Annotated in this window: 21 protein-coding genes and 1 pseudogene; 6 read left to right on the top strand and 16 right to left on the bottom strand. The window is 67.3% G+C overall.

What is annotated here, in order from left to right:
- Positions 1 to 486 precede the first annotated feature (486 nt).
- Positions 487 to 1311: an alpha/beta fold hydrolase gene (locus AC5P8Y_RS10270; RefSeq protein WP_111108735.1), complete on the bottom strand. Its 825-nt coding sequence runs from the start codon at positions 1309 to 1311 to the stop codon at positions 487 to 489.
- A gap of 186 nt (positions 1312 to 1497) precedes the next feature.
- Between AC5P8Y_RS10270 and AC5P8Y_RS10265 the strand changes: the two genes are divergently transcribed.
- Positions 1498 to 1893, top strand: coding sequence for a hypothetical protein (locus AC5P8Y_RS10265; RefSeq protein ID WP_024958102.1), 396 nt, complete (start codon positions 1498 to 1500; stop codon positions 1891 to 1893).
- Between the two features lie 69 nt (positions 1894 to 1962).
- Here AC5P8Y_RS10265 and AC5P8Y_RS10260 read toward each other — a convergent pair whose 3' ends face one another.
- The 13 genes and pseudogenes from AC5P8Y_RS10260 to AC5P8Y_RS10200 all read right to left on the bottom strand — a co-directional run bounded on the left by AC5P8Y_RS10260 (position 1963) and on the right by AC5P8Y_RS10200 (position 14566).
- Positions 1963 to 2673 (bottom strand): DUF2968 domain-containing protein, encoded by a 711-nt coding sequence (locus AC5P8Y_RS10260; RefSeq protein ID WP_049404146.1) that lies wholly within the window; start codon positions 2671 to 2673, stop codon positions 1963 to 1965.
- A 99-nt stretch (positions 2674 to 2772) separates the two neighbouring features.
- Positions 2773 to 4923, bottom strand: coding sequence for a TadG family pilus assembly protein (locus tag AC5P8Y_RS10255; RefSeq protein ID WP_049404145.1), 2151 nt, complete (start codon positions 4921 to 4923; stop codon positions 2773 to 2775).
- Between the two features lie 8 nt (positions 4924 to 4931).
- Positions 4932 to 5390 carry a DUF3613 domain-containing protein gene (locus AC5P8Y_RS10250; RefSeq protein WP_111108734.1) on the bottom strand — a complete coding sequence of 153 codons (459 nt, stop codon included), beginning with the start codon at positions 5388 to 5390 and terminating at the stop codon, positions 4932 to 4934.
- Positions 5387 to 6277 carry a tetratricopeptide repeat protein gene (locus AC5P8Y_RS10245; RefSeq protein WP_049404151.1) on the bottom strand — a complete coding sequence of 297 codons (891 nt, stop codon included), beginning with the start codon at positions 6275 to 6277 and terminating at the stop codon, positions 5387 to 5389. Before AC5P8Y_RS10245 ends, AC5P8Y_RS10250 begins: the two co-directional genes overlap by 4 nt.
- Entirely contained in the window at positions 6277 to 7212 is a 936-nt protein-coding gene (locus tag AC5P8Y_RS10240; RefSeq protein ID WP_088470604.1) for a type II secretion system F family protein, read from the bottom strand. The genes AC5P8Y_RS10245 and AC5P8Y_RS10240 overlap by 1 nt, the downstream gene beginning before the upstream one ends.
- A gap of 28 nt (positions 7213 to 7240) precedes the next feature.
- Positions 7241 to 8197 (bottom strand): annotated as a pseudogene (locus AC5P8Y_RS10235) (type II secretion system F family protein).
- Between the two features lie 2 nt (positions 8198 to 8199).
- On the bottom strand, positions 8200 to 9549 hold the full coding sequence (locus AC5P8Y_RS10230) for a TadA family conjugal transfer-associated ATPase (protein ID WP_005413742.1): 1350 nt from the start codon (positions 9547 to 9549) through the stop codon (positions 8200 to 8202).
- Positions 9534 to 10790: a CpaE/TadZ family protein gene (locus AC5P8Y_RS10225; protein ID WP_111108733.1), complete on the bottom strand. Its 1257-nt coding sequence runs from the start codon at positions 10788 to 10790 to the stop codon at positions 9534 to 9536. The genes AC5P8Y_RS10230 and AC5P8Y_RS10225 overlap by 16 nt, the downstream gene beginning before the upstream one ends.
- Before the next feature lie 27 nt (positions 10791 to 10817).
- Positions 10818 to 12173, bottom strand: coding sequence for a type II and III secretion system protein family protein (locus AC5P8Y_RS10220; RefSeq protein WP_111108732.1), 1356 nt, complete (start codon positions 12171 to 12173; stop codon positions 10818 to 10820).
- 18 nt (positions 12174 to 12191) lie between these two features.
- The gene (cpaB, locus tag AC5P8Y_RS10215; RefSeq protein ID WP_111108731.1) at positions 12192 to 13229 is read right to left on the bottom strand and encodes a Flp pilus assembly protein CpaB; all 1038 of its coding nucleotides are present in this window, start codon (positions 13227 to 13229) and stop codon (positions 12192 to 12194) included.
- Between the two features lie 23 nt (positions 13230 to 13252).
- Positions 13253 to 13729 carry a TadE/TadG family type IV pilus assembly protein gene (locus tag AC5P8Y_RS10210; protein WP_111108730.1) on the bottom strand — a complete coding sequence of 159 codons (477 nt, stop codon included), beginning with the start codon at positions 13727 to 13729 and terminating at the stop codon, positions 13253 to 13255.
- Positions 13726 to 14271 carry an A24 family peptidase gene (locus AC5P8Y_RS10205; RefSeq protein WP_088470602.1) on the bottom strand — a complete coding sequence of 182 codons (546 nt, stop codon included), beginning with the start codon at positions 14269 to 14271 and terminating at the stop codon, positions 13726 to 13728. The genes AC5P8Y_RS10210 and AC5P8Y_RS10205 overlap by 4 nt, the downstream gene beginning before the upstream one ends.
- An 88-nt stretch (positions 14272 to 14359) precedes the next feature.
- A complete protein-coding gene (locus tag AC5P8Y_RS10200) occupies positions 14360 to 14566 on the bottom strand; it encodes a Flp family type IVb pilin (RefSeq protein ID WP_043035237.1) in 207 nt (68 codons plus the stop codon).
- 694 nt (positions 14567 to 15260) lie between these two features.
- On the opposite strand from AC5P8Y_RS10200, the gene AC5P8Y_RS10195 reads away from it, so the two are divergent.
- The 4 genes from AC5P8Y_RS10195 (at position 15261) to AC5P8Y_RS10180 (ending at position 23071) form a co-directional block, all read left to right on the top strand.
- Entirely contained in the window at positions 15261 to 16241 is a 981-nt protein-coding gene (locus AC5P8Y_RS10195) for an AraC family transcriptional regulator (protein WP_005409990.1), read from the top strand.
- A gap of 235 nt (positions 16242 to 16476) precedes the next feature.
- Entirely contained in the window at positions 16477 to 21759 is a 5283-nt protein-coding gene (locus AC5P8Y_RS10190) for an ESPR-type extended signal peptide-containing protein (RefSeq protein ID WP_049456701.1), read from the top strand.
- A gap of 63 nt (positions 21760 to 21822) precedes the next feature.
- Positions 21823 to 22659: an OmpA family protein gene (locus AC5P8Y_RS10185; protein ID WP_005409988.1), complete on the top strand. Its 837-nt coding sequence runs from the start codon at positions 21823 to 21825 to the stop codon at positions 22657 to 22659.
- Positions 22660 to 22780: 121 nt separating this feature from the next.
- Complete coding sequence (locus tag AC5P8Y_RS10180) at positions 22781 to 23071, top strand: DUF6959 family protein (protein ID WP_019659952.1); 291 nt, start codon at positions 22781 to 22783, stop codon at positions 23069 to 23071.
- A gap of 79 nt (positions 23072 to 23150) precedes the next feature.
- On the opposite strand, the gene AC5P8Y_RS10175 is transcribed toward AC5P8Y_RS10180, so the two are convergent.
- Positions 23151 to 23978, bottom strand: a complete 828-nt coding sequence (locus tag AC5P8Y_RS10175; protein ID WP_049453435.1) for a class I SAM-dependent methyltransferase — start codon at positions 23976 to 23978, stop codon at positions 23151 to 23153.
- Between the two features lie 63 nt (positions 23979 to 24041).
- On the opposite strand from AC5P8Y_RS10175, the gene AC5P8Y_RS10170 reads away from it, so the two are divergent.
- Positions 24042 to 24449, top strand: coding sequence for a MerR family transcriptional regulator (locus AC5P8Y_RS10170; RefSeq protein WP_049404010.1), 408 nt, complete (start codon positions 24042 to 24044; stop codon positions 24447 to 24449).
- Positions 24450 to 24520: 71 nt separating this feature from the next.
- On the opposite strand, the gene AC5P8Y_RS10165 is transcribed toward AC5P8Y_RS10170, so the two are convergent.
- Entirely contained in the window at positions 24521 to 25237 is a 717-nt protein-coding gene (locus tag AC5P8Y_RS10165) for an MgtC/SapB family protein (protein ID WP_005409984.1), read from the bottom strand.
- Positions 25238 to 25361 lie beyond the last annotated feature (124 nt).

Here is a 25361-nt window from a genome sequence, read left to right as displayed (position 1 = left end):
TAGAGCCGGCCGCTGGCCGGCTGTGCGTGATCACGATGGATGATGGGGTTGCCGGCCAGCGGCCGGCACTACCGAAGCAGAGGCGGTTGACCCGCCGGTGGTAGAGCCGGCCGCTGGCCGGCTGTGCGTGATCACGATGGTGATTGGGTTGCCGGCCAGCGGCCGGCACTACCGAAGCAGAGGCGTTTGACCCGCCGGTGGTAGAGCCGGCCGCTGGCCGGCTGTGCGTGATCACGATGGTGATCGGGTTGCCGGCCAGCGGCCGGCACTACTGAAGCAGAGGCGTTTGACCCGCCAGTGGTAGAGCCGGCCGCTGGCCGGCTGCGCGTGATCACGATGGTGATCGGGTTGCCGGCCAGTGGCCGGCACTACCGAAGCAGAGGCCGCTGGCCGGCTGCGCGTGATCACGATGGATGATCGGGTTGCCGGCCAGCGGCCGGCTCTACCGAAGGGGCGGCGGCACCGGTGCGGCGCCGCCGCGGTACATCAGCTGCGCGCGAACGCGAGCAGGTCGGCGTTGAACTGGTCGGCGTGGGTGACGGTCAGGCCATGCGGCGCACCGACGTACACCTTCAGCTCGGCATTCTTGATGATCTGCGAGGACAGCTTCGCCGAGGCATCGAACGGGACGATCTGGTCGTCATCGCCGTGCACCACCAGCGCCGGCACGTCGATCTTCTTCAGGTCCTCGGTGTAGTCCACTTCCGAGAATTCGTGCACGCAGTCGTACTGGCCCTTGACGCCGCCGAGCATGCCCTGCAGCCAGAACGAATCACGCATGCCCTGGGTAACGGTATTGCCATCGCGGTTGGCACCGAAGAACGGTGCGGTCAGGTCCTTGAAGAACTGCGAGCGGTCACCGCCCGTGCCCTTGCGGATGCCGTCGAAGACGTCCAGCGGGGTACCGGCCGGATTGGCGTCGGTTTTCAGCATCAGCGGCGGCACGGCGCCGACCAGCACCACTTTTGACACGCGCTTGCTGCCGTGGCGGCCGATGTAGTGGGCCACTTCGCCGCCGCCGGTGGAATGACCGACCAGGATCGCGTCCTTCAGGTCCAGCGCCTCGATCACCGCGGCCAGGTCATCGGCGTAGGTGTCCATGTTGTTGCCATCCCAGGTCTGGCTCGAACGGCCGTGGCTGCGACGGTCGTGGGCGATCACGCGGAAGCCGTTCTGGCCCATGAACAGCATCTGCGGGTCCCAGGCATCGGACGACAGCGGCCAGCCGTGGGCGAACACGACCGGCTGGCCGGTACCCCAATCCTTGTAGAAAATGCGGGCGCCATCGGCGACGGTGACGTAATTGCTCATTGCGGGTTCCTTGGCGGAAGGGAGGGAAGGCACTGGCAGCGGTGCCGGTGCCTTCGGCAGTACATCGCAGTGCACATCGGACGGCTTGCACGGCTGTGCTGGATTGCCCGGACTGTGACGCGTATCGCTCTGGCATGAAGCGGCCACCGCACAGACGATGGCGGCAGCCTGGTCGAGGAGCCCGCGATGCCGAGAATGCGATGCAGCCCACTGTTGTGCCTGATGCTGGTCACGGCGGTTCATGCGCAGACCAACGTGTACAAATGCGTGGACGGGCCACATCCGGTCTATCAGCAGACACCCTGCCAGGGGCATGCGGAATGGCGCTGGGAGGTGCCCGAGGAGCAGTCGCTGTCACGCGGACCGGTGCCAAAGCCGGCCGGCGCGGGCAGCGCGGTGCCGGCGCGACCGCGCACCGTGCGCTCGGGGCGGCCGCAGGCCGCGCTGATACCCATCAGCACGGACCCCAGGGCCTGTGAGCGCGCACGACAGCGCCGCGGGGAGGTGCTGGCCAAGGCCAAGCGCCTGGACTTCGTACAGCGTCGGCAGCTCGATGACGCGGTGTACGACGCGTGCCGCTGAATCCGGTAATGATGGAAACGACAACGGCGCCCAAGGGCGCCGTCGTGCGGGACTACTGTGCGCTGGCCTTCAGCGCCCGTCGCTGGCGGCAGCCGGTGCCGGCGAGGGAACGCCTTCCGGCTTGGGCAGGCTCAGCTCCGGGTTGCCCTGTTCGGCCTGCAGGATCTGGATGCGGCGCTGCAGGGCATCCAGCTGGCTGTTGGTGCTCTGCACGTCGGTGCTGAGGCTGACCGCCTGCTGCTGCGCCTGCTGCAGGGCGGCGCTGACCTGGGCCGACTGCGCCTGCTGCTGTTCCATTTCCTGCTGCAGGGCGCGCAGGCGCTCCTCGTTGTAGGCCACCAGGCGCTCGGTGTAGCGCTTGCCGGCTTCCAGGCGGGTCGTATCGATGTAGACCTGCGCCAGCTGTTCCGATTGCTGGGCAAAGGTACGGTAGACGCGCTCGGCGTTGTCGACCGCATCGGTCTTGATCACCCGCCAGAAGTTCTTCTCCTGGAACAGGGCGACGTAGTAGGTCAGGGTGTTGGCGTTGAACAGCAGGCTGGCGCCATAGTTGCCGTTGTAGGTCGTGCGCAGCTCGGTCAGCTGGCGCGAATCCATCAGCTGCTTGAGCTCGTCAACGGTGTTGCGCACCACCGGCGCGCTGCGTGCGGCCGGCTCTGCTGCTTCGCGGTCGCCACGGGCAGCCATGGCCGCCGGTGCCACCAGCATCATGGCCACGGCCAGCAGTGCCGCGCCGCGCGCGTGCCGGGCGAAGACCGCGCCCCCTGAAGTTTCTCGCATGTCTAGACCATCCACGGATGAGTGTGGGTTGAGATGAAGGTGGTTCCCCGCCGGGAGTCTAGCATGGGCGCAGGCGCCGCCAAGGGCGCCGGTCACGGGTCAGTAGACCAGCTGCGCCGCGCTGCACTGGATGGACTGCACGTTGACGTCGGTGCGGCCCAGTTCCAGGCCCAGCACGCTGGCCAGCAGGTTGGTCAGCAGGGTGCCGACGCTGTTGAGCACCGGCCGCAGGGCGGCCAGGATCGGCTTGAGCAGCGTGCACAGCAGCCCGCTGCAGCTGATGCTGCCATCGGGATTGGTGACACCTGTCCCCCCTGCACCATCGAGGAAGCCGGCCGGCGCGGTCTGGATGTACGAGGCCAGGTTGTTGCGCACGCAGCCGTTGTAGTCGATCAGGTTGCCGAGCAGGCTGTCGCAGCGGTTGATCAGCAGGCCACCGACCAGCGAGCCGAGCAGGCCATCGAGCAGGCCCAGGCCCTGGCCGGTGACCGTGGTCCTGTAGCCGGTCCACACCGAACCGTCTTCCCAGCAGGTGGTCAAGCCCAGCAGGCAGGGCTTGGGGACGCCATTCTTCACCGTCCAGTTGCCCAGCGGGGCAAGGTTGCGTGCCGGGTCGCCATCGCGCAGCAACGGAATGACCTGATCGACGTTGTAGCGCCCGCCAGTGGGAAAGGCCGCCTGCAGGTAGCGGTCGGCCAGTGCCTTGGCAGTGTCGTTGGTGCTCATGCCCTGCTTGGGTGAGTTGAGCATGCCTGACAGCACGCGCAGCAGTTCATTGACCAGGTCCGACACCGCGTTGCCTACTGCCAGCGGGTTGATCCGGGTCGAGGCGGTCTCGCCGGCGGCCAGGGTCAGGTTCTGGGAGCCGGTCAGGGCGGGCAGGGTGATCCTGTCATTGATCAGGGGTTGTCCGAGTAGTCTCAGCAACTGCTCGTTCTTCAGGGTGGCGTCGCAGACATTGCTCCTGGAAAAGCGTTGCGCCGGGTCGACATTACCGACGCAGGCGCGCAGCACCGACGAATCGACCTGGATGGTGGCCTTGGGTGGACTGGCGCCGCACTGGATACCGGTCAGCGTGCCCATCGCGTTGGCGACATCGACATGCAGTGGCAGGTGCAGGCGCGTGCCGAGCAGGTTCAGCAACGGGCCCACCGCGAACAGGTTGTTGCTGTCCACGTCCACCATCAGCCGCACCTGCGCGTTGTACGCGCGTGTGCCGACGCCACCGATGGCGATCGAGGGCGGTTCCACCACGCCGGCCTGGATGTTGATGCCCAGCAGGTCCAGTCCCTTCACCGCAACGCCATTGCCGTCGTTGGCGATGGAGATGGCGGTACTGATCAGGTTGAGCACGTTGACCTTCGCTTCCAGCGCGCTGCCGATCGTGCCATCGGGCGAGACCACTTCGGCGAACAGACCGCCGCCACCGGACTGGCTGCCCAGCACGATGTTGAGCTTGTTGATGTCCAGCTGGGTGGCGACCAGATCGGACAGTGCACGCAGCTGTACGCCCACGGTGCTGTCGCGGCCGACCACGGTGGCGGTGGCATCGACCAGCTGTGCCAGCGAGACCTTGTTGACCGACAGCAGCCGGTTGAAGTCAGCCACGCTGAGGTTGGCGCTGACCGGGATGTTCAACGCCTTGAGCAGGCCCGACGGCGTGATGTTGGCCTGGGCGAGGCCGTCATAGGAGAGCACGGTGGCGTTGGTCACATCCAGGCCGACCAGGCGCAGGGTCGACAACAGTACCGAGTCGCCATTGGTGCGCAGCAGCTGCGAACCGACCGCGAATACTGCAGTGGGCTCCGAACGGCGGGCTACGGCCTCCACGCTGACGGTGGGCAGGCCGGTGTTCTGGCCGAAGAACGGCAGCACGCTGCGCTGCGCGACTACCTGCACGGCATTGCGCGGGTTGCTGGCATCGATGGTGGTGACGAAGCGGTTCGACGTGCTGCGTGTGGCGCTCCAGTTGCCGCAGCGGATCTGCACGGTGCCTGCAAACCTGTTCTGGGTGACCGCGCTCTGCCGCGCTGCACTGTTGTCGCTGTTGTCAGACGTGCACAGCTCCAGCCGTTGTGCACCGGCCAGTGCAGCGAGGTCCGCGACTTTCTGTGCGTCACGCTTGGCCCAGAACAGATAGCCGATCTCTACCAGGCCCAGCATGGCGAGCAGCGCCAGCATGACCAGCATCATGGTGACCGACATGCCGCCGCGTGGGCGGCCGAAACTGAACTGGCGTGGGCGTTTCATGGCCTACCTCAGCGTCCCGATGAGGATGATCCCTTGGACTTGGCGACATCGGTTTCAAAGAAGTCCGGGATCTCGTGTTCGAAGCTCTTCATGTAGCGGGCGTAGCTCAACGTGGCCTGGTCGCCGAGGATCGGCAGGCGTTGCCCGGCCTGCTGCCCTGATGCCTGCAGGCGGAACAGGTCGCGCGTGGTGTCGCCGATCCGGCTGCGGCCGGGTCGCGCGGCTGCAGCGTTGCCGTCGGTGGTGGCGACCGCTGCAGGCGCCGCCTGCGGCACCGGTGCCGGCGGGGTCGCCAGATCCACGGTGGCCAGTGACTCGGACTGCAGCGGCTGCGAAGGCGGCGCAGCGGGCGTGCTGCAGCCAAGCATCTGCCCGGTCAGGGGTTGCTGCTGCGCCTGCGCGCCGCCGGTCAACAGCAGGCAGGCCAGTGCAGGCAACAGGTGTCGGGTCAGGGGCATGGCGCTCATGGAGTGTTTCCGTTCGGCTGATCGGAGGTGCTGAAGCGTTCCAGCATCGAGGGCGGCAGGCGCTGCGGATCGCGCTCATCGCGGCTGTCGCGGCGTGGTTCCGCCGCCAGTCGCGTAGCGCCGGGCCGGTTGCTGCCGGCATCGCTGGCGGTAGCACGCGCAGGGGCCGGCACGACTGCGGCAGCTGCCGCGGCGGCCTGGCGCTGCTGCAGGCGGGCACGGATCTGCGCGGCCTGTTGCTGGATGCTGCGGCGGGTGTCCTCGTTGAGATTGGCCTGTCCGGCGAGGCGCTCTGCAGTGGTGGTGTCGCCACGCAGCACCGCCCACAGGGCGAGGTTGGCGGTGGCCTTGGGATTGCCTGGAGACAGCTCCAGCGCCTTGGCCAACGGTTCACGCGCCTGTTCGAACTGACCTGCACGCAGACGTGCATAGCCGAGATCGCCCAGGTAATCGGTGTTCAATGGCTGCAGCAGCGTGGCTCGGGCCAGTGCCTCCTCGCTGCCGCCATCATCGTCTCGGCGCGCGGCGATCAGGCCCAGGCCGTGTGCGGCTGCAGCGGCCTGCGGGCCACTGGAGAGCTCGCGGTACAGGGCGATGGCAGCGTCGGCCTGGCCGGTCTCGCGCAGGGCGTCGGCCTGCAGCAGGCGCAACGCCGGCGGGTCGCCATAGCGCTGGCGGAAGGCATCGACGTGGGCCAGCGAGGCATACCAGGCACCCTGCTGCTGCATGCGCCCGATCAGTTCCAGGTAGGCATTGCGGCTGTCCTGCGGCGCCGGTTCGGGCGCGGCCAGGCTGGGCGCGCGCAGGTACTTCGGCGTGGTCGACGCACAACCACTGGCGACGGCGGCAAGGGCGAGCAACAGGCAGGAGGTGCGCAGGGCAGGCATCAGGGCGATCCCATCTTGGACATGGTGGTGGCCAGCGCGACCAGCGCCGGTCCGGCAAGAACCAGCATCAGCGCTGGCAGCAGGGTCAGCATCATCACCACGGTCATTTTCACCGAGAGCTTGCCAACCTTTTCCTTCAGGGTGTTGCGGCGCTGTTCGCGCAACCGGATGCTGAACTGCCGCAGTGGTTCCTGCACTGCGCCGCCATGCGCGTGCACCTGCAGGATCAACTGCATCAGGCTGGTCAGGTCATCATCGGCGTAGACCTCGCTCAGCCGGCGCAGGGACTGCGCGCGCGTGCGGCCATGGGTGTACGCGACGTTGGCCTCCTGCAACTCGCCGCCAAGCACCGGCAACGCGTCGCGCAGCTTGTCGCCCAGCGTCTGCAGGCTCTGGTCCATGCTGAAGCCCACGCCCTGCAGCAGGCGCAGCAGGTCGATCAGCAGGGGCAGCTCGTTGTCGACGGCGCGCCGGCGCCGCTTCACCCACGAAGAGAGGATGAACTTCGGCAGCAGCAGGCCTGCCGCGAGCGCACCGATCACGACCATCATCCTGGCCAGCCCCTGGGCGCTGCTGAACGCCAGGGCCAGCATCAGCACCAGCACGCCCAGCAGCAGGCGCAGGCCAAGATAGATGGCGGTGCCACGACGTGTGTTCCAGCCCGCCAGGTCCAGCAGCAGCCGGTCTTCATTGGCCAGCAATGCAGATTCCAGGCGGCCGCCACTGAGCGCGCGCCCGAAGCGTTCCAGCCAACCCAGCGAATCACGGCGCGCGGCCTCCGTGTCGCGCGCCTCATCCCGCGGTTGCAGTGCGGTCTTCAAAGTGGCCGAAGTGCGCTGTTCGCGATGGCTGCGTACCCATCCGGCGATGCCCAGCAGGGCAACACCGGCGGCCAGAACCAGCAGCGACAGGGCAAACCAGGTGCTGGCACTCATCGGGCACCTCCGTGGCGGATCCGGGTGGTCATAGCGACTTGGCCAGGCGGTAGAGCAGGAAAGCGCCAAACAGCTCCAGCCCCAGCGCGATCAACAGGATCTTGTGACCCAGCGGATCGTGCAGCACCGGCTGGAAGAATTCGGGGCTCGATATGGCCATCAGCACCGCGCTGGCCGGTGGCAGCAGGCCGAGCACCCAGGCTGACATGCGCGTTTCCGACGTGGTCGCGGCCAGCTCCTGCTGGGCCTGCTCCAGGTCGCGCATGAAATCGCCCATGCGCTGTAGGATCTGATCGGAGCGTCCGCCGATGCGTACGCTGACACCGATCACGACGGACAGCACCTTGAGCACATCCATCCGGTAGGGCTGTGCCGCCAGGCTCAGGGCACGGTCCAGGTCCATGCCGCTGCGCGCTTAGCGCACGGTGGTGTCCAGCAGTCCGCGCAGCGGCGCGCTGGTCTGCATCGATGCCACCTGGAAGGCAGCCTGCAGGCTGTTGCCGAGCGCGGTCAGCCGCACCAGGTTGTCGAGGAAGTCGGGCAGCTGGTGCAGCAGCTGTGCGCGCAGTTTCGTGGTGCGGCGCATGACCCACAGCCAGCAGGCCAGCAGGTACAGCAGCAGGGTCAGGGGGAACATCCACGCCGTACCGAGCCTGAGCATGGCCACGACCGAAAGCACCAGTCCCGGCACCAGCATCATGATGGGCAGCTTCCAACCCGTCTGCAGGCCCGCACGTTGCAGCAGGCCGTCCAGCGGCAACACCCGGCGCCCGGCACTTGCCGGTCGCGCCGGGTCGTTGGCGGCGGCTACGGATGCCCCGGCCGGGGCTCCGCCACTGGCGCCTCCGCGAGCCAGCTGCTGCTCGGCGTGCTGTAGCGAAGCCTGGCGTTGCTCCCGGTTGCTGGCGGTGCCCCACAGCCATACCGCAAGCGCCAGCAGCACCGAGATGATGCTCAGTACACCCAGCAGCAGGCCCGTGCCCATGCTCAGAAGTCTCCGTACAACGATTCGCGCAACTGCTGCCGGAACGGCTCCAGCTTGTGCGAATGCGGGTGGAAGCCCAGTCCGATCCAGCGATCGATTTCCTTGCCGTTGCCATCGATCTGCAGTTCGTGACGGAACATTTCCTGGGTCGTGATCAGGTTGTCACTGACACCGGTGATTTCCGTGATCGAGACCAGCACGCGCCGGCCGCTGCCCAGCCGCGAGATCTGCACGATGAAGTCGATGGCGCTGGCGATCTGCCGGCGCAGGCTGTCCTCGCTGCCCTGGAATCCGGCGAACCCGGCCAGCATCTCGATGCGGTACAGGCAGTCGCGCGGAGAGTTGGCATGGATGGTCGCCATCGAGCCGTCATGGCCGGTGTTCATCGCCTGCAGCATTTCCAGTACCTCGGCGCCGCGCACCTCGCCGACCACGATACGGTCCGGGCGCATGCGCAGGCTGTTACGGACCAGGTCGCGGATGCTCACCGCGCCATGGCCTTCGGCGCCACCGATGCGGCTTTCCAGGCGGACCACGTGCGGGTGGTTGAGTGACAGTTCGGCGGTGTCCTCGACGGTGATCACGCGTTCGTTCGGCGGCACGTAGCTGGCCAGTGCGTTCAGCAGTGAAGTCTTGCCGGAACTGGTGCCGCCAGACACCAGGATGTTGCAGCGGCCCAGCACCATGGCCTTCAGCAGCGCTTGCATCGGCGCATCGAAGGTGCCCTTGGCCAGCAGCTCGTCGGGGGTGAACGGATCCTTGCGGAACTTGCGGATGGACACCATCGGGCCATCCACCGCCAGCGGCGAGATGATCGCGTTGAGGCGGCCGCCGTTGGGCAGGCGCGCATCGACCATCGGGTTGGAGTCGTCCAGTCGGCGGCCCAGCGGCGCGAGGATGCGGCGAAGGATGCGCAGCAGGTGGGTGTCGTCGGTGAAACGCTGGGTGGCGCGCTTGAGCTGTCCTCCCTGCGAGACATGCACATCCTTGAACCCATTGATCAGGATGTCCTCGATCGTCGGGTCGTGCAGCAGGTCGTCGAGCGGGCCGAAGCCGGTCAGCTCCTTGACCAGGCCTTCGGCCACCACCTGCATCTCCTCCTCGTTGATCGGGATGCGCCATTCCTGGATGAAGCCCACCGTCTGCACCTGCACCCAGCGGGCGATGGTGTCAGGGGCCCAGGAATCGATATCGATGCGCTCGTCCTCGATGCTGTTGAGCAGGTGCTCATGGGCGGCCGACAGCACCTTCTGGTACTGCTCGGTCTGCGCGAACGGCAGGTGGGCCGGGGCGCTGTCGGGCAGCACCGGGCGGGTGGCGGCATGCGGGAACGGGGTTACCTTGTCTTCCATTGCGATCCACCCAGGGCAAGGGAGAGTCTTTCCCGCAGGCCATGGGCCTGGACCGGGCAGGCAGCCGGATCCAGGCGCGATACAAGCGGGGCGAGGGCACGCAGGTAGGGGTCGCGCGGTGCGTCCTGCAGCAGCAGATGTCCCTGGCTGGCCGCCAGGCGCACGCGCGGGCGTTCGGGCAGCGTGGCCAGCAGTGGCACTTCGAATCGGCGTGCGATCTGGTCGGGACTCATGCCGCTGCTGTCGTCGTGGCGGTTGATCACCAGCTGCAGGCGCTTCTCCCGTTCGCGCTGGCCGGCCAGGTGCTTCAAGGCCTGGTCGAGCGATACCAGCGTGGCGATCGAAGCGTCCGTGACCAGCCAGATCTCGTCGGCCTGGTCCAGCAACAGCGGCGGTAGCTGCCGCAGCGGGCAGCCACCGGCATCGCACAGCACGCTGGCGAATACGTGGCGCAGGCGCTGCAGCAGCGCAGCCGGATCGGATGGCGGCACCGCATCGCTGCCGCTGGCGCGGTCCAGCAGCACCAGGCCGGTGTCATGGCGAGCCATCGCAGTGCGGGCGAGGGTGGCGTCGATGCGGCTGGCGTTGCGCAGCGCGTCTTCGTAATGGAAGCGGCTGTCCAGGTTGAGGTACAGCGCGAGGTCACCCGAAGGCTGGGCCAGCTCCATCAGCAGGCCATCCTGCTGCAGTGCCTCGCCCTGCGCCAGCGCACGGGTCTGCTGTGCCAGCACCGAAAGATGCGCGGCCAGCGTACTGGTGCCCACTCCGGCGCGCACGCCCAGCAGCACGATCAGGCGCGCCTTGTGCGCGTGCTGCGCGGCGGCAGCCGGTCGCGGCGCCAGGGCGCGGCGCAGCGCGGCCTCGATGCCGACGTTGTCGCTGTCCAGGTCCAGCACGTCGCGCAGGCCCGCCCGCAATGCAATGACGATGCCTTCCACCTGGCCGGTACTGGTGGCACCGACGGCAACCAACGCAAGATCCGGTTCGGTCTGTTGCAGTTGCTGCGCCAGCACGCTGGAGGCGGCGGCATGTTCAGGGCGGAAATCCAGCAGCACAAGGCTCTGCGGCCCGCGTTGCAGGTCCAGAGCGGAGGTCGGCGCGGTGCTGTCCTGCCAGTGCAGGGTAGTGGTCGGCGGCAGTTTGGCCGCCAGCCGGGGCAGCAGTTCGCGATCCATTCCGTACAGGACCAGATTCATCGGCGGTCCTTGCGGATGCAGCGGCTGGGCAGTGGCGTAGGGCATGGGCGTGGTATCGCAGGCATCATGGAATCAGCGTGAGAAGCCGGGTACCGGATCCTGGCTGATGGGACCCAGCAGCCAGGCGCCCCATTCGGGCATGTGCGGCTTGGCCTCGCGTTCGCCAGGCAACGGCAGCTCGGTGTTGCGCGCCAGCGGCTGCACCAGCCGCGGCGTGACGATGATCACCAGCTCCTTGTCCTGGCGCTTGTAGTCGAAGTTGCGGAAGAACGAGCCGATGATCGGCAGGTCGCCCAGCAGCGGGATCTTGCCGACGTTGGAGACGACATTGGAGCTGACCAGGCCGCCGATCACGAAGCTCTCGCCATCGCCCAGTTCGACCGTGGTGTCGGCACGGCGCGTGGTGATCGAGGGAATCTGCACGCCATTGAGGGCAATGGCGTTGCTGTAGTCCAGATCACTGGCTTCCGGTGCGACCTTCAGCGCGATGCGGTTGGGAGCCAGTACCGTTGGTGTCACCGTCAGGCCGATGCCGAACGGTTTATAGGTGATGGTGGTGGTGCCCAGGCCCTGCGGTTCCAGGATCGGCAGTTCGCCGCCAGCCAGGAAGCTGGCGCTCTGGCCGGATAATGCGACCAGGGTCGGTTCGGCCAGCACGCGCGCCATGCCGTTGCTCTGCAACAGGTCGACATCGGCGTTCCACAGGCCCTTGGTCGAGCCGAACACCAGCCGGAACGCCGAAGAAATGGGCGACTCGGCCTCGTTGCCGGAGTTGCCTTCCTTCATGCCCGGCAGGATGCCGGTGTTGCCCGGCAACTGGCCGCCCGGGCGGGCGAAGCCGTAGGCGAAGCTGCCATTGCGGTTCTGGAAGCTGATGCCGATCTGCTTCAATGCGGTCTTGTTGAACTCGACCACCTTGACCTCGACCTGCACCACGCCACCGCTGCTGACCGTCGACGCGTCGGCAAGCAGCCCGTCCTTGCCCAGCGCCATGGCCGCGGTCTTCTGTTCCTGCATGTGCGAGAGCACGCTATCGGTGCTTCCCTGCAGCAGGCCCTGGTTGTCCTGCTGGGTGAACACCAGCCCGTTGGAGCCTCCGTCTGCCGCGCCCTGCACGGCACTCTGCACCCGCACCTGCAGGCGTTGCGGCTCGGCCTGCTTGCGGTGCCACAGCAGGAGGGTCGTCGTACCCGGCGCTTTTCCGACCAGCAGGGCCTGGCGCTGCCCACGCAGCATCACGATGTCGGCGACGCCTGGGTCGGCGATGGCGACCCGTTCCAGATCGGCCGGAAGCGTCCACGGGCGCTGCTCACGCGCCTGCAACACGAGATCGTCTGCGGCCACGCTTGTTGCCGGAGCCAGCAGCACCAGCAGCAGGGCCAGCCAGCGCTGGCGGGGGGAGGGGCGTGGGCGGCGGCGTTCGGTCATGGATGCGCTCGATGCAGGTCAAAGGGAACCGCGGGGGGCGGAGCTGTCGCCACGGATGATCTCGATGCCCGACGCACGCGGTGCGCTGCGTCGAGCCGCCGGCGCATGCACCGGCGGCTGCGGGTTGCTGCGGGCTGCGCTGTTGCCGCGGCCGGCCAGGGCATCACCATCGATGCCGGCGAAGGCGTGGTTCTCCGGCCGCTGCAGTGCGAGCTGCTGTTCGGCATCGAGGCCACGCACGGGATCGATCACGCCACGCGCCTGTGGGAACAGTGCAAGGTCGGGTTGCCCCGTATCGGCCGGGTTGCGCAGGGCAAGGAACAGCTTTCCCTGCTGCGCACCCAGCAGCAGCCGGTTGGCATCGGCCACCGGCACTGCCAGCACCGCACTGCGTGCCGGCTGGGTGGCCTCGTTGCCCGAGCCATGATTGCTGCCATTGCCGGTGATGTCGGCGGCGCGGGGATCGTTGCGGGTATCGCCTTCGTTGCCGGCGACGGCATCGCTGGTGACCGGAGCGATGTCCTGTTGACCGTAGCTGAGTACGCGCAGCCGCGACAGCAGCAGGCGGGTCTGCGCGGCCTCTGCCGGACCGCTGGCGTTGGGCTGGGCATTGCGCAGGTTGAGGAAGACATCGACGAAATCACCCGGCAGGATGCGGTTTCCGGCGCCGACCAGTTCGTCCACCGGGACGGCCAGCGCGCGTTCGCCCGGACGCAGTTGCAGCGAGAATCCCTGTGCCAGAGCGCCGCTGCTGATGGCGGTGCCCTCGGCGATGTCCTGCACTGGTACCTTGCCGACCACGGCCGAGATGCTGGTGGCAGCACCGGCTACCGCCGTGGTCCTCTGCGCAAGGCGCACTCCATTGGCAGAGATCGGTTCGCCGGCCGGCAGTCGTGCCACCGCCTCTACCACGGTGATCGCCTGGGCTTCGCTCTGCGCGACCGGAGCAACCGTGGCCGGCGCGGCCTGCTTGCGCCCGATCATCAAGGCGATCACCGCCAGCAGCACGGCCAGCCCGATCAGGGCGACGGCAGCGATGCGGGTCAACTTGAGCATGGAACCGTCTCCTGTGCCGATGGTCAGTTGCCGCTGCCGAGGTCGAGCTGGGCGACCGCGACACTACGGATGGGGGCCTGCATCACCCACTTGTAAAGCGTGGCGGTGCCCGGCAGGAAGGGATGGCTGGCGTAGTCGTAGCTGACGGTCACCGTCATGCACTGGGCAGTGGCCAGGCCGGCGCAAGGTGCCTGCGCGGAGACAACGATTGCGTTGCTGCCGCCATTGCTGCAGTCGACACCCTGTCCAGAGAATTTCAACAGCCACTGCATCGAACTGCGGGCTGCTACGCAGGCTGCGGTACGCCGTTCATTGGGGCTGCCATAGCGCAACGACGCGCGAGCGCCCTCGGCCGAGGCCGTCGACAATGTCTGTTGCGCGGCCATGATCATCACGCCGGAGAACGTGAACAGCAGCAGTGGCAGCAGGCCCAGCATGAGCATCAGGGCAAATTCGATGCTGGCTGCACCGCGTTGACGCCGTGGATCGCGGATGTTCATGCCACACCTCCATAGACGCTTGCCAGGACCCAGCCGATGCCGGTGATGGCCAGGTACGCTGCGTAGGGAATGCCATGTCGTCCCTGGCGCGCGGCCTGCATGTCGCGCAGGGCGGGGTGCGATTGCCATTGGCTGCTGGCGCGGTTGACGTGCATCTGAAGGCCCGTGGGCAGCATCACGCCCAGGCGGCGGCCAACAATGATCACTGCCGCGTGCAGGCCGGCCGCGAGACTGGCCACCATCCAGATCGGCAGCAGGGCTTTCCAGCCCAGCATCAGCCCCAGTACCGCGAAGAACTTGACGTCACCGGCGCCCATCCAGCGGATGGCATAGAACGGCAGCAGGGCCACCAGGCCGAGCGCCGCGCCCGCTGCGTGGGCAAGCCACGGCTGGCGCGGCGTGCTGAACTGCCCCGCGATGATCAATGCGACGGCAATGATGGACGCAGACAACAGCCAGGCATTGGGCACCCGGCGGGCATACAGATCGCTGATCGCGATCCGCAGGCATACGCCGATGGCCAATAGTCCCAGCAACGTCATCGCACACTCCGTCGTCCGTCATTGGACAGCCTGCAGTTGCCACCGGCACATCCCAGCACTGCTGCAGGGATGTGCGATGCGCGCAGGCTCAGCCGCCACCGCCGGTCGCAGGTGCCGACCCGGAGGCCTTGGTGGCAAGGTCGGAGAGGTTCTTGAACAGCGTCTCGAAGAACCCCTTGATCTCCTTGTTGCCGACCGCGATCAGGATGCCGGCGATGACGGCGGCCAGCAGCCCGTACTCGAGCGCGGTGACGCCATCTTCTTCCTTCAGGAACTTGCGGATGGATGCGTTCATGGCCTTGTCTCCCTCTACTTGTTGTCTGCAGATGCAGGACACCTGTTGGGCGGTGGCCCGGCTCCGCCGGGATCGTCCGTGGGCCCCGCACATCCTGGCGGGGTGGCATGACGGGAATGACCCGCCGTGCTCATTCCTGGTGATCTGCCCCGGAGGAAATGCCGGCCGCAACGTCGCAACCACGCGGCGATGCGCCGGCGGTCGAACTGTTCTGCGATACGGTCGTGGTCATACGCTCCCCCAGGTGTGGTCGTTTTTGAAGCGACCGGATCACCGTGTCGTCGACTTTGCCTGAATGGCGGTTGGCTGCAACTGGAACCTATATGCAAATTCGGCAGAAACGCGGCAGCCCTTAAACTTTCAGGTTGTTTCTGTGACGCGTATCCTTTCGCTGGCAAAACGATTCATCGACGTGCAGATATTGTGATGGAGCCAGTGGTGCATGCGAATATCGTGCCACTGGCGACGACATTTTCTTCATCTCTGTATCTATTTTCTTCAATACGGAGTTCGGGTTTACCTTCGATGATTATCGGGCATACTCGCTCTCACGTTGCTGCTTTCAACCGGGTTGGTCGCGCGGCACCGGCCGAGGCCATCCCGGCAATGGCGAAGGTTCCTGGAGGAATGGTGTGGCCCTGTCAGGCAGTGGGGGCCGCAGCGAGTTGCGGATCAACGGGGGGACGACACTGTCATGGTCGATGGTGGGGTAGAAGACAGCGACGACAGCGGCCTGCGATCGATCGATCTGGCGACGCTGGGCGGCGTACTTCGCGTGTGCGATGTCGAACTGCTGCTGCTCGATGGCAACGGGCCGCGGGCGGCCTTCGCTTCGCGCGTGCATGAGGAAGCCCTGTTCTGCAGCATCAGTTGCGGTTTCCACTGCCGTGGCCGCTTCATGCTGCCACCCGACTGGGCGATGCTGGGGTATCTGCACGCCACCGATGAAACACTGAGCTGGTGCCACGGGGTGCCGCTTGCACCGGGGATGGCGCTGACGGTGATGCCCGAAGGCATCAGCGAGTTTACGCTCAGCCCCGGTACGCACATGACCCTGATGCTGGTGCCGGTCGCACGGGTGCAACGCAAGTTGACCGAACTGAGCCTGCGCAGCACACCGCCCGCGGGCCAGGCACTTTCACTGTTCAATCTGGCGAACGATTCGGCACCACTCGCCCATCATTATCAGCAGCTGCATCTTCAGCTCGGCCAGGGCGCTGGCCTGCAGCCGCAGGAAACCGAACGATTGCTGCACGAGCACGTGCAGGCCCTGCTCGGCGCAGGCGCCGCCGATCGGCCCGGTTGCAGCCGCGCCCGGCGCACGCATTATCTGATCGCGCAGCGGGCGGAGAACTTCATGCGGCTCAACCTGCGCCGCAATATCTACATGAACGAGATATGCGACGCGGCGGGTGTCAGCGAACGCGGCCTGCGCTATGCCTTCGAGGATCTGTTCGGAACTTCGCCCAACCGTTATCTTTCGATGCTGCGCCTGTGCGCTGCCTGCCGCAGCCTGTCCATGGCCGATTCCAGCCGCCGTTCGGTGAAGGCGATCGCCCTCAGCTGTGGCCTGTGGGACCTCTCCCGCTTTGCCGACAACTACCGCAAGGTTTTCGGCGAGCTGCCGCGCGATACGCTGATGCGCGCTCCCGCGCAGATCGGCCAGCCGGCCTGAATCAAGCGCCGCAAGGGTTTCGGGGTGGTTTCTGCCGGAATTGCCCATGTGCTTGCCGATATCGTTGCCGCTTCTGCATAGCCCGCTGCCGATTCCGGCCGTGGATTTGCCGGAATGCGCGATTGCCGTGCCGGAATGAAGTGCGCAGCCACCGTTGCAAACGCTGAAATGTCAGTCACCTGCCTAACGGCAAGTCCACTGACATTCAAGTTGTTCGCCTACGGGGGAAGTGCTCATGAATCGCATCTACCGGCGTGTATGGAACCGCCAGCTCAATGCTCTGGTTGTGGCCTCGGAACTGGCCACCGGCGACAGCGGCGGCAGCGCCGCGCGGGATCCGCGCGCCTTCCTGCTGATGCCCACCACGCTCGCCCTGGCACTGCTGTGCGTGCTGGCCAGTGGCCATGCGGGAGCATCCGAATCCAATCAGTCGCTGCGTGATCTGCAGGCTCTTGCAGCCAAGTACACCCAGCCGATGCCAGTCAAGGTCGATGCCGAGGTAGCCCTCGCGGCTGCCGCAAGCCAGGCCCAGAGCAGCCCGGCGATCAGCGCGGATGCGCGCGTCGGCCTGCAGTTGAGCACCGCGTCGCTGCCGGTGGTGCGTGACGTGCTGCCGGCCTCCGTGCAGGTCAAGCTGGCCGCGAACACGGCGCCGAAGCAGGTCGCCGTACCAAGGCTTGCCGCTGATGTCCGAGCGAATGCCAACATCGGTCTTGGCGGCGCGCAGGTGGCATCAATCGATACCGGTGCAAAGGCGGCCGCCGGCATCAGCGGCGCGTCGGCGGGCGCACTGCGGGGTCTGAAGGCGTCTGTGGATGGGGCGCTGGATTCGAAGCTGAAGGTGGCAGGCCACCAGATCGACGCCCAGGGCCAGGTAAAGGCGACGGCGGCGATCACGCTGCCCGCCAAGGAGGAACTGCCGGGAGAAGCCCACGATCGCGCGATCACCGCAGCATTCGATGCTGGTGCTGCCGGCAAGGTGCGCGTGCAGGCGCCGAATGGCCAGGAAGTGGTTGCCGATCGCAATCTGAAACTGGCAGGCCAGGCAACGGTTGCGGCGCAGAACAGCGCACTGGGTGTCGGTGGGCTGGTGGGTAGTGCGGTCGGCGCCGCAGGCAATGCAGTCGGTGGTGCGCTCAACGGCACCGTCGGTACGGTCGGCAGCGCGGTCGGTGGTGCCCTCAATGGCACGGTCGGCAGCGTCGGCGGCGCCGTTGGCGGCACGCTCAACAACACCGTGGGCGCCGTGGGCGGCGCACTGAACGGCGCCGTAGGCAGCGTCGGTGGTACGGTCGGTGGTGCGCTTAATGGCACGGTCGGCAGCGTGGGCGGTGCCGCGGGCGGCACGCTCAACAACACCGTGGGCGCCGTAGGCGGCGCACTGAACGGCGCCGTAGGCGGCGTCGGTGGCGCGGTCGGCGGCGCCCTCAATGGCACGGTCGGCAGCGTCGGCAGTGCCGTGGGCGGCGCGCTCAACAACACTGTAGGCGCCGTGGGTGGCGCGCTGAATGGCACCGTCGGCAGCGTGGGCGGCGTCGTTGGCGGCACGCTCAACAACACTGCAGGCGCCGTGGGCGGCGCACTGAACGGCGCCGTAGGCAGCGTCGGTGGTACGGTCGGTGGTGCCCTGAATGGCACGGTTGGCAGCGTGGGCGGCGCCGTGGGCGGCACGCTCAACAACACCGTGGGCGCCGTAGGCGGGGCACTGAACGGCGCCGTGGGCAGCGTCGGTGATGCGGTCGGCGGCGCCCTCAATGGCACCGTCGGCAGCGTGGGTGGCGCAGTCGGCGGCACGGTTGGCAGCGTCGGCACCGCGGTCGGCGGCACGCTTAACAACACCGTCGGTTCCGTCGGCGGTCTGCTCAATGGCGCCACCGGCTCCGGCACTGGCCTGGGTGGCCTGCTGGGCAACACGCTCGGCAACGTCGGCAGTGCCGTGGGCAACCTGCTCAACGGCAACCTCAATGGCACCCTCGGCAATCTGGGCAGCGCGGTCGGCGGCCTGGTCGGCGGCACGCTCGGCGGCCTCGGCCTGACCAAGCCCTCGGCGATCCCGCCCACCAGCCCGAAGGCGCCGGCTCCGGCCGATCCGAACGCGGGCCTGATCATCGGCACCGGCGGCCTGGTCGGCAATGTCGGGCAACTGATCGGCCCGACCACCACCAGCCTGTTCGGTGGCGATGGCTACCTGAGCAACGGCAACCTCAAGCTCAGCAATGCCAACGTGATGCAGACCTACTCGACGGTCAATGTGCTGGGCCTGCCGGTGGTCAACCTGTCGCCGGTCGGCAGCACCCTCAACGGGCTGGGCGGTGCCGCTACCGGTGGCAGCTCGCACCTGACCCTGATCGGTGGCGTCACCTCCGACAGCTACATCTACAACATCAACAACGGCAATCCGGGTGGCCTGCTGGGCCTGCTGCTGCCGAAGGACTCGCCGGCGTGGGCCGCCAAGTGCCTGGACGTCGCCCTGGCTGACATCTCGTGCTGGGCCGTGAACGCCGCGCAGGACTACCAGGTGCTGATGGGCGATGGCGCCTTCGCCAACGGTTCGAAGGAAGTGGTGATCGGTGCCAATGCACGGCACGAACTGCCGAAGGTCGATGCCAACGTCGCCTTCCCGGGTGATGGGGTCAACGACCCGAGCAATCCGACCGGTGTGCCGACCGCCGACTACGCTGCGCGCATGGGCCATTCGGTGATCGTCGGCGACAGTGCCGTCGGTACCGCAAACGGGCAGACCCTGCTCGGTGCTGAAGCCACCTCCAACCAGGCCAACTCGGTCGCACTGGGTTACCGCTCGGCCGCACTGCGCGGCGCGCAGGCCAGCTACAGTGCTTACGGCCTGACTGCTCCGCAGGTTTCGGCGGGCGAAGTGTCGGTGGGCACCGCCGGTGGTGGCGAGCGCCAGATCACCAACGTGGCTGCCGGTAGCGTCAACACCGATGCGGTCAACGTAGCCCAGTTGAAGGGCGCGATCAGCCTGATCAACGGCGTGGCCGATGCCGCCGTCACCTACGACCTGGATGCTGGCGGCAATCCGAACTACCGTCGTGTCACGCTTGGCGCGGGCACCGGCACCACCACCATCGGCAACCTGGCCGGCGGTGCGGTCACGGCCGGCAGCCTGGAAGCGGTCAATGGCGGCCAGCTGGCGGCGACCAATGCTGCCATCGCCAGCTTCTTCGGCGGCCGCGCGGCCTTCGACCCGGCCAGCGGCGCGTTCACTGCACCGCTGTTCGAGATCAGCACCATCTCCACCGGCGGCGCCATCGCCAAGGGCCTGTATGAGAACGCCACCGATGCTTTCGCCGCGGTCGACGGCTCGCTGGTCAATCTCAACACGCAGATCACCGATATCCGCAACGGTGGCACCAAGTACCTGCGGGTGAACTCGACCGGTACCGAGGCGCTGGCCACCGGCGCCGACTCGATCGCGGTCGGTACCAACGCCCGCGCCACCGCCGCCAACAGTATCGCGGTGGGTGCCGGCAGCCTGGCCGACCGTGCCAACAGCGTGTCCATTGGTGCGGCGGGTGCCGAACGCCAGGTCACCAACATGGCCGCCGGTACCGCCGCGACCGATGCGGTCAACCTGGGCCAGCTGCAGGCGTCGGAGCAGGGCGCCCTGCGCTATGACCTCAACGGCGACGGCAGCGTCAACTACGCCAGTGCCACGCTGGGCCAGAGCGGCACCGCCACCACGCTGCGCAACCTGGGCCCGGGCCAGGTCAGTGCCACCAGCAGCGAGGCCATCAACGGTGCCCAGCTGTTTGCGGCCAACCAGGCCGTTGCCACCCACCTCGGAGGTGGCGCGGCGGTCAACGCCAGCGGCGTGCTGACCGCACCGACCTACTCGATCAACAACGTCGCCGCCAACGGCACGATTACCAAGGGCAACTACAACGACGTCGGTACCGCCTTCGACGCGGTCAGCAATTCGCTGGCCAACGTTGCCGACCAGACCGGCGAGATTGACAAGCTGGCCGTGAAGTACGACGTTGACGCCAGCGGTAACGTGCTCAACAGCGTGACGCTGACCGGCACCGGCACCGGCGCAGTGAAGATCACCAACGTCGCCGCCGGCAGCATCCTGGCTGGCAGCAGCGATGCCATCACCGGCGACCAGCTGTTCAGCACCCACAGCACCATCGCCAACTACTTCGGTGGCACCACCGCGTACAACGGCACCACCAACGTGTGGACCGCGCCGAAGTTCAGCATCTCCAGCATCGCCACCGATGGCACTTTCACCAGCGGCGACTACAACAATGTCACCGCCGCCTTCACTGCGGTGGACGGTTCGCTGAAGGTCCTCAACCAGCGCATCACCAACGGCGGCGGTGGCAGTGCCTACCTGGCGGTGAACTCGACGGCAGCGGCCGCAACGGCGGCCGGGGCGGAGGCGGTGGCGGTCGGCCCGCAGGCCAGTGCGGCCGGTGCCAACAGCGTGGCGGTCGGCAACGGCGCCAGCGCCAGTGCCGGCAACAGCGTGGCACTGGGTGCAGGTTCGGTGGCCAGCGTCGGTGCGCAGAGCGGCTACACCGGTGCCTACGGCCAGACCGGTGCCAGCAACTCGGCCGGTGAGGTCTCGGTCGGCAGTACTGGCAGTGAGCGCAAGATCACGCATGTCGCCGACGGTTCCGATACGTACGACGCAACCAATGTCGGCCAGCTGAAGAACGGCGTGAACTACGCCATCGACGAATCGAAGAAGTACACCGACCAGAAGATCCAGAACATCACCAACGTGGCCGGCAGCTTCCGCGCCAACAATACCAACAACCTGGCCGACCCGTCCGCCAGCGGTGCCAACTCGGCCGCCGGTGGTGCAGGCTCAACCGCAGCCGGCGCCAACTCGACCGCGCTCGGCAATGGTTCGCAGGCGCAGGCCGACAACTCGGTGGCGCTGGGTGCGGGTTCGGTGGCGAACCGGGCCAACACCGTCTCGGTGGGTGCCGCTGGTGCCGAACGCCAGGTGGTCAACGTGGCCGACGGTTCGCAGGCCACCGATGCGGTCAACGTACGCCAGCTGCAGGCCTCGCAGCAGGGCACGATCCGCTACGACACCACGGTGAACGGTGCGACCAACTACAACAGCGTCACCCTGGGCAGCACCAGCAGCGGCCCGACCACGGTGCGCAACGTCGCCGCCGGCACCGCCGGTACCGACGCGGTCAACGTGGACCAGCTGAAGTCGGGCATGGCGCAGACCCTGGATTGGTCGAAGGCGTACACCGACGAGCGCATGGGCGGCTTCGAGCGCGACCTGCGCAAGACCGACAACCGCGCCTCGGCCGGTATCGCTTCGGCGATGGCCACCGCAGCGCTGCCGCAGCCCAGCGAAGCGGGCCGCAGCATGGCCTCGGTCGCCGCTGGCAGCTACAACGGCGAGTCGGGCGTGGCGATCGGTATCTCCGGTGTCTCTGAAGGTGGTCGCTGGATCTACAAGTTCAGCGGCTCCACCAACAGCCGTGGCGAGGCCGGTGTGGCCGTCGGTGCCGGCATCCAGTGGTGATCCCCGCGGCCGGGCCGCACGTGCGGCCCGGCATCGCGGAAACGTCCAAAGGGGGGGAATGACATGAAACAGCATCGCATCGCCCGCACCGGCCAGATGGCCGCAGTGCTGGGCCTGGTCCTGGGGATGGGCCTGCTGGCCGCCTGCCGCAGCCATGCGCCGGCCGCCGACCGTCCTGCCGACACCACCGCCGTGCAGTTCCCGGAGGCGTCGAAGGCTTCGTTGAAGGAGGGCATCTATCCCGACGTCGCCGACCTGCGCAGATTCGCGCCGGGCATGAGCAAGCGGCAGCTGTATACCTTGCTGGGCACGCCGCACTTCAACGAAGGCATGTGGGGCGTGCGCGAGTGGAACTACCTGTTCAACTTCCGCACCGCGCAGGGCGCGGAGTATTTCACCTGCCAGTTCCAGGTGCGCTTCGACAGCAAGGGCATCGCCCAGGGGGGCTACTGGAAGCCGGAATCGTGCGCGGCGGTGATCGAACCGCCACGGCCACCGGCGCCGCCTGCACCGGCACCGCTGCCGGAGCAACCCCTGCGGCTGTCGGCCGACGCGCTGTTCGGATTCGACAGCGCGGTACTCAGTGCCGAAGGCCAGCAGGCGGTGCAGGGCATCCTGGCGCAGGTGCGCGAGGCCGCGCAGGTGCAGTCGATCCGGGTGACCGGGTACACCGACCGTATCGGCAGTGCCAGCTACAACCAGACCCTGTCGCAGCGACGTGCCGAGGCCGTACGCAGCGCGCTGGTGCAGGGCGGGGTGCCTGCGGCCAGCATCAGCGCCGAAGGGCGGGGCGCAGCCGAGCCGATCGTGCAGTGCGAGCAGCGCAATCGGCGCGAGCTGATCGCCTGCCTGGCGCCGAACCGTCGCGTGCAGATCGCTGGGATCGCCCAACCGCGCTGAGAGTCCCGCACCGGGGCCATGCCCCGGTATCCCGAGTCCCCCCTGACCGTCGGCAGGACGTGGTTACGTCTCCCCCGTTGACCACGCCTGCCGGCGGCTCAGGTTTCCAATGGTGCACGCGATGAACGCTCAATTCCTGCCTCTTTCCATGAAGACGGAAACCACACTCAGCGTGTACGGCCAGCTCGGCAACCATGCCGTGGTACGCATTCCCGGGCGGCGTCTGCCGGGGCTGATCCTGCAGGCAGACACCGTGGCCGGGTTCCTGGCCCAGCTGCAGGAAGCCCAGGCCTGCCTGCGCAGTGGCCGCGCACAGCGTACCGACGCCGAGCTGGACATGCTGATCGACGTGCTGCAGCAGTGGTATGCGCTGATAGAATCGCGCCTGGCCGACGCCGGCGAGGCGCTGTAGGGAAAAGGGGACGGAGGGGATTAAGTCGTTTCCGGCACACTCCGGGCAAGAGCGACTTAATCCCCTCCGTCCCCTTTTCCTAGGCGCGGGCGCGGACCAGCCAGCAGGCGGCATCCACGCGTACGCGGTCGCCCTCGATGAACGGGGTGAATGCCGCTACCGCCTTGTTCCGGAGCGAGGTGGCCCGGTCTTCCGGCATCGCGCGCAGCGCCAGGCCCAGTGGGCCCAGCTGGCCGACGTAGGTCGGCAGGCCTTCGCGGGCGAGCGAGCAGGGCAGGTCGACCGCAACAACCTCCACGTCCTTCCAGCCGGCGGCCTGCAGCAGGTGCCGCACACGCTCGCCATCGGCAAAGGCGAACTGGCCCGGTGCGCCGGGCGCGCGGGGCGGAAGATCCAGTGCATCGCCGATGGCGCGCTCGGCCGTTGTCATGAACGGGTTCTCCGCTGCGCTGCGCCAGGCGATGAAACGCAGGCCGGCACCCGGTCGCGCGGCACGGTGCAGGTTGGCGAAGGCGGCCTGGCTGTCTTCGAAGAACATCACACCCAGCCGCGATTGGATCCAGTCGAAGTGCGCGGTGGGCAGCGGATGCTGCTGTGCGTCGGCGACGATGAAGTCTGCGTCCAGTCCTGCCGCCTCGGCGCGTTGACGGGCCAGCGCCAGCATCGGCGCGGAGATGTCCAGGCCGGTGCAGTGCGCCGACGGGCGTGCGGCGGCTGAGGCCAGCAGGCTGGCACCGGTCCCGCAGCCTACATCCAGCAGTTGCGTGACGGTGTCGGGCAGTTCGTCGACCAGCAGGTCGGCCAGGGGTTGGAACAGGCCGTCGAGGATGGCCTGCTGCGCAACCCAGATCTGACCGCCGGGGCCGTTCCACAGCGCGTTCTGATCAACGGGGGATGTACTGGTCATGGTCTTGCCTTGCGGGGAAGTCGCCCATAGGTTGGCGCTTGAAGGTCACTTGAGGTCAAGCCCGTGCGTGAACTGGATATCGGCGAGGTGGTCAAGCGCAGTGGCGTGCCGGCCTCGACCCTGCGCTACTACGAACAGCTTGGGCTGCTGCAGACACTGGGCCGTCGCGGCCTGCGCCGGCAGTACGACGAGCGCGTGCTGGAACGGCTGGCGCTGATCGGTCTTGGCCAGGCGGCCGGGTTGTCGCTGCAGCAGATCGGGTTGTCGCTGCCGCCGCAGGATGGATGTATCTCGCTGGACCGTGAGGCGCTGCTGGCACAGGCCGATGTGCTCCAGCGGCAGATCACCCAGTTGCAGCGGGTGCGCCGGCACCTGCAGCGCGCGGCGGCCTGCCCAGAAGCGCAGGACGCGCGGCAGTGCGGTTCATTCCGCAAGCTGCTGCGCGCACAGCAGCGCATGGCGGGTGGGTGAGAGAAGCATCCACGCATGGCGTGGATCTACTTCACCGCGACCTCGGTAGATCCACGCCATGCGTGGATGAATCAATCGCGGGTGCTGACTTCCCAGGTGGCGTGCAGCACGCCCGGCACGTGTTCCATCCGCGCCAGCACCACATCCAGCTCATCGGCACTCACGGCGGTACTGACCAGCACCGCGATCACATCGGTGGGTGCATCGGCATGCTCGACCACCTGCACGTCGCCGACCGGATACTGCGCAGCCTCCAGCGCATCGACGAGGCGCTCGCGCACCCGCGGCACGGCTTCGGCATCCACGCTCAGGCGCACTTCGTAGGTCGCTTCGGTGGCGGCCTCGTTGATCGGGATACGGTTGATCGCATTCACCAGCGGCCGCAGCAGGGTGTTGCCGGCGATGATCAGTACGGTCAGCAGCACGCCTTCGGCCAGCATGTCCGCGCCGGTGCAGCTGCCCACCGCCGCCGAGCACCACAGGGTGGCGGCGGTGTTCAGGCCGCGCACGTTCATGCCTTCCTTCATGATCACGCCGGCACCGAGGAAGCCGACGCCGGAGACCACGTAGGAGATCACCCGTACCGCCTCGGCGCTGCCGGCGATGCGCATGCCCAGGTCGACGAAGGCGGCGGCGCCGACGGCGACCAGCACGTTGGTGCGCAGGCCGGCGGTGCGTTGCCGGTACTGGCGCTCGGCGCCGATCAGCGTGCCCAGCACGAAGGCGGCCAGCAGGCTCACCACGGTGTCGGCGAAGGGACCGGCCTGGAAGGTCTCAATGAAGCGCATGGCCGGAGTCTACCCGGTCATGGTGACAGTAGATCCACGCCATGCGTGGATTTCCAGCGGTCCACGCCACGCGTGGTTAGTCAGGTGCCAGAAACGACTTAATCCCCTCCGTCCCCTTTTTGCG

This window comes from Stenotrophomonas sp. YJH_SMC_12-1 (assembly GCF_059370935.1).
The sequence above is the reverse complement of the archived record's forward strand: the minus strand, read 5'-3'. Positions and strand labels throughout refer to the sequence as shown.

Excerpts from the sequence above, each read along its gene's own strand:
- AC5P8Y_RS10205 (WP_088470602.1), bottom strand. The coding sequence starts at position 14,271 with ATGACGTTGCTGGGACTATTGGCCATCGGCGTATGCCTGCGGATCGCG.
- AC5P8Y_RS10180 (WP_019659952.1), top strand. The coding sequence starts at position 22,781 with ATGAACGCTCAATTCCTGCCTCTTTCCATGAAGACGGAAACCACACTC.
- AC5P8Y_RS10270 (WP_111108735.1), bottom strand. The coding sequence starts at position 1,311 with ATGAGCAATTACGTCACCGTCGCCGATGGCGCCCGCATTTTCTACAAG.
- AC5P8Y_RS10190 (WP_049456701.1), top strand. The coding sequence starts at position 16,477 with ATGAATCGCATCTACCGGCGTGTATGGAACCGCCAGCTCAATGCTCTG.
- AC5P8Y_RS10220 (WP_111108732.1), bottom strand. The coding sequence starts at position 12,173 with ATGACCGAACGCCGCCGCCCACGCCCCTCCCCCCGCCAGCGCTGGCTG.
- AC5P8Y_RS10230 (WP_005413742.1), bottom strand. The coding sequence starts at position 9,549 with ATGGAAGACAAGGTAACCCCGTTCCCGCATGCCGCCACCCGCCCGGTG.
- AC5P8Y_RS10175 (WP_049453435.1), bottom strand. The coding sequence starts at position 23,978 with ATGACCAGTACATCCCCCGTTGATCAGAACGCGCTGTGGAACGGCCCC.
- AC5P8Y_RS10265 (WP_024958102.1), top strand. The coding sequence starts at position 1,498 with ATGCCGAGAATGCGATGCAGCCCACTGTTGTGCCTGATGCTGGTCACG.
- AC5P8Y_RS10185 (WP_005409988.1), top strand. The coding sequence starts at position 21,823 with ATGAAACAGCATCGCATCGCCCGCACCGGCCAGATGGCCGCAGTGCTG.
- AC5P8Y_RS10255 (WP_049404145.1), bottom strand. The coding sequence starts at position 4,923 with ATGAAACGCCCACGCCAGTTCAGTTTCGGCCGCCCACGCGGCGGCATG.
- AC5P8Y_RS10260 (WP_049404146.1), bottom strand. The coding sequence starts at position 2,673 with ATGCGAGAAACTTCAGGGGGCGCGGTCTTCGCCCGGCACGCGCGCGGC.
- AC5P8Y_RS10195 (WP_005409990.1), top strand. The coding sequence starts at position 15,261 with ATGGTCGATGGTGGGGTAGAAGACAGCGACGACAGCGGCCTGCGATCG.
- AC5P8Y_RS10210 (WP_111108730.1), bottom strand. The coding sequence starts at position 13,729 with ATGAACATCCGCGATCCACGGCGTCAACGCGGTGCAGCCAGCATCGAA.
- AC5P8Y_RS10200 (WP_043035237.1), bottom strand. The coding sequence starts at position 14,566 with ATGAACGCATCCATCCGCAAGTTCCTGAAGGAAGAAGATGGCGTCACC.
- AC5P8Y_RS10225 (WP_111108733.1), bottom strand. The coding sequence starts at position 10,790 with ATGCCCTACGCCACTGCCCAGCCGCTGCATCCGCAAGGACCGCCGATG.
- AC5P8Y_RS10240 (WP_088470604.1), bottom strand. The coding sequence starts at position 7,212 with ATGAGTGCCAGCACCTGGTTTGCCCTGTCGCTGCTGGTTCTGGCCGCC.
- cpaB (WP_111108731.1), bottom strand. The coding sequence starts at position 13,229 with ATGCTCAAGTTGACCCGCATCGCTGCCGTCGCCCTGATCGGGCTGGCC.
- AC5P8Y_RS10250 (WP_111108734.1), bottom strand. The coding sequence starts at position 5,390 with ATGAGCGCCATGCCCCTGACCCGACACCTGTTGCCTGCACTGGCCTGC.
- AC5P8Y_RS10165 (WP_005409984.1), bottom strand. The coding sequence starts at position 25,237 with ATGCGCTTCATTGAGACCTTCCAGGCCGGTCCCTTCGCCGACACCGTG.
- AC5P8Y_RS10245 (WP_049404151.1), bottom strand. The coding sequence starts at position 6,277 with ATGCCTGCCCTGCGCACCTCCTGCCTGTTGCTCGCCCTTGCCGCCGTC.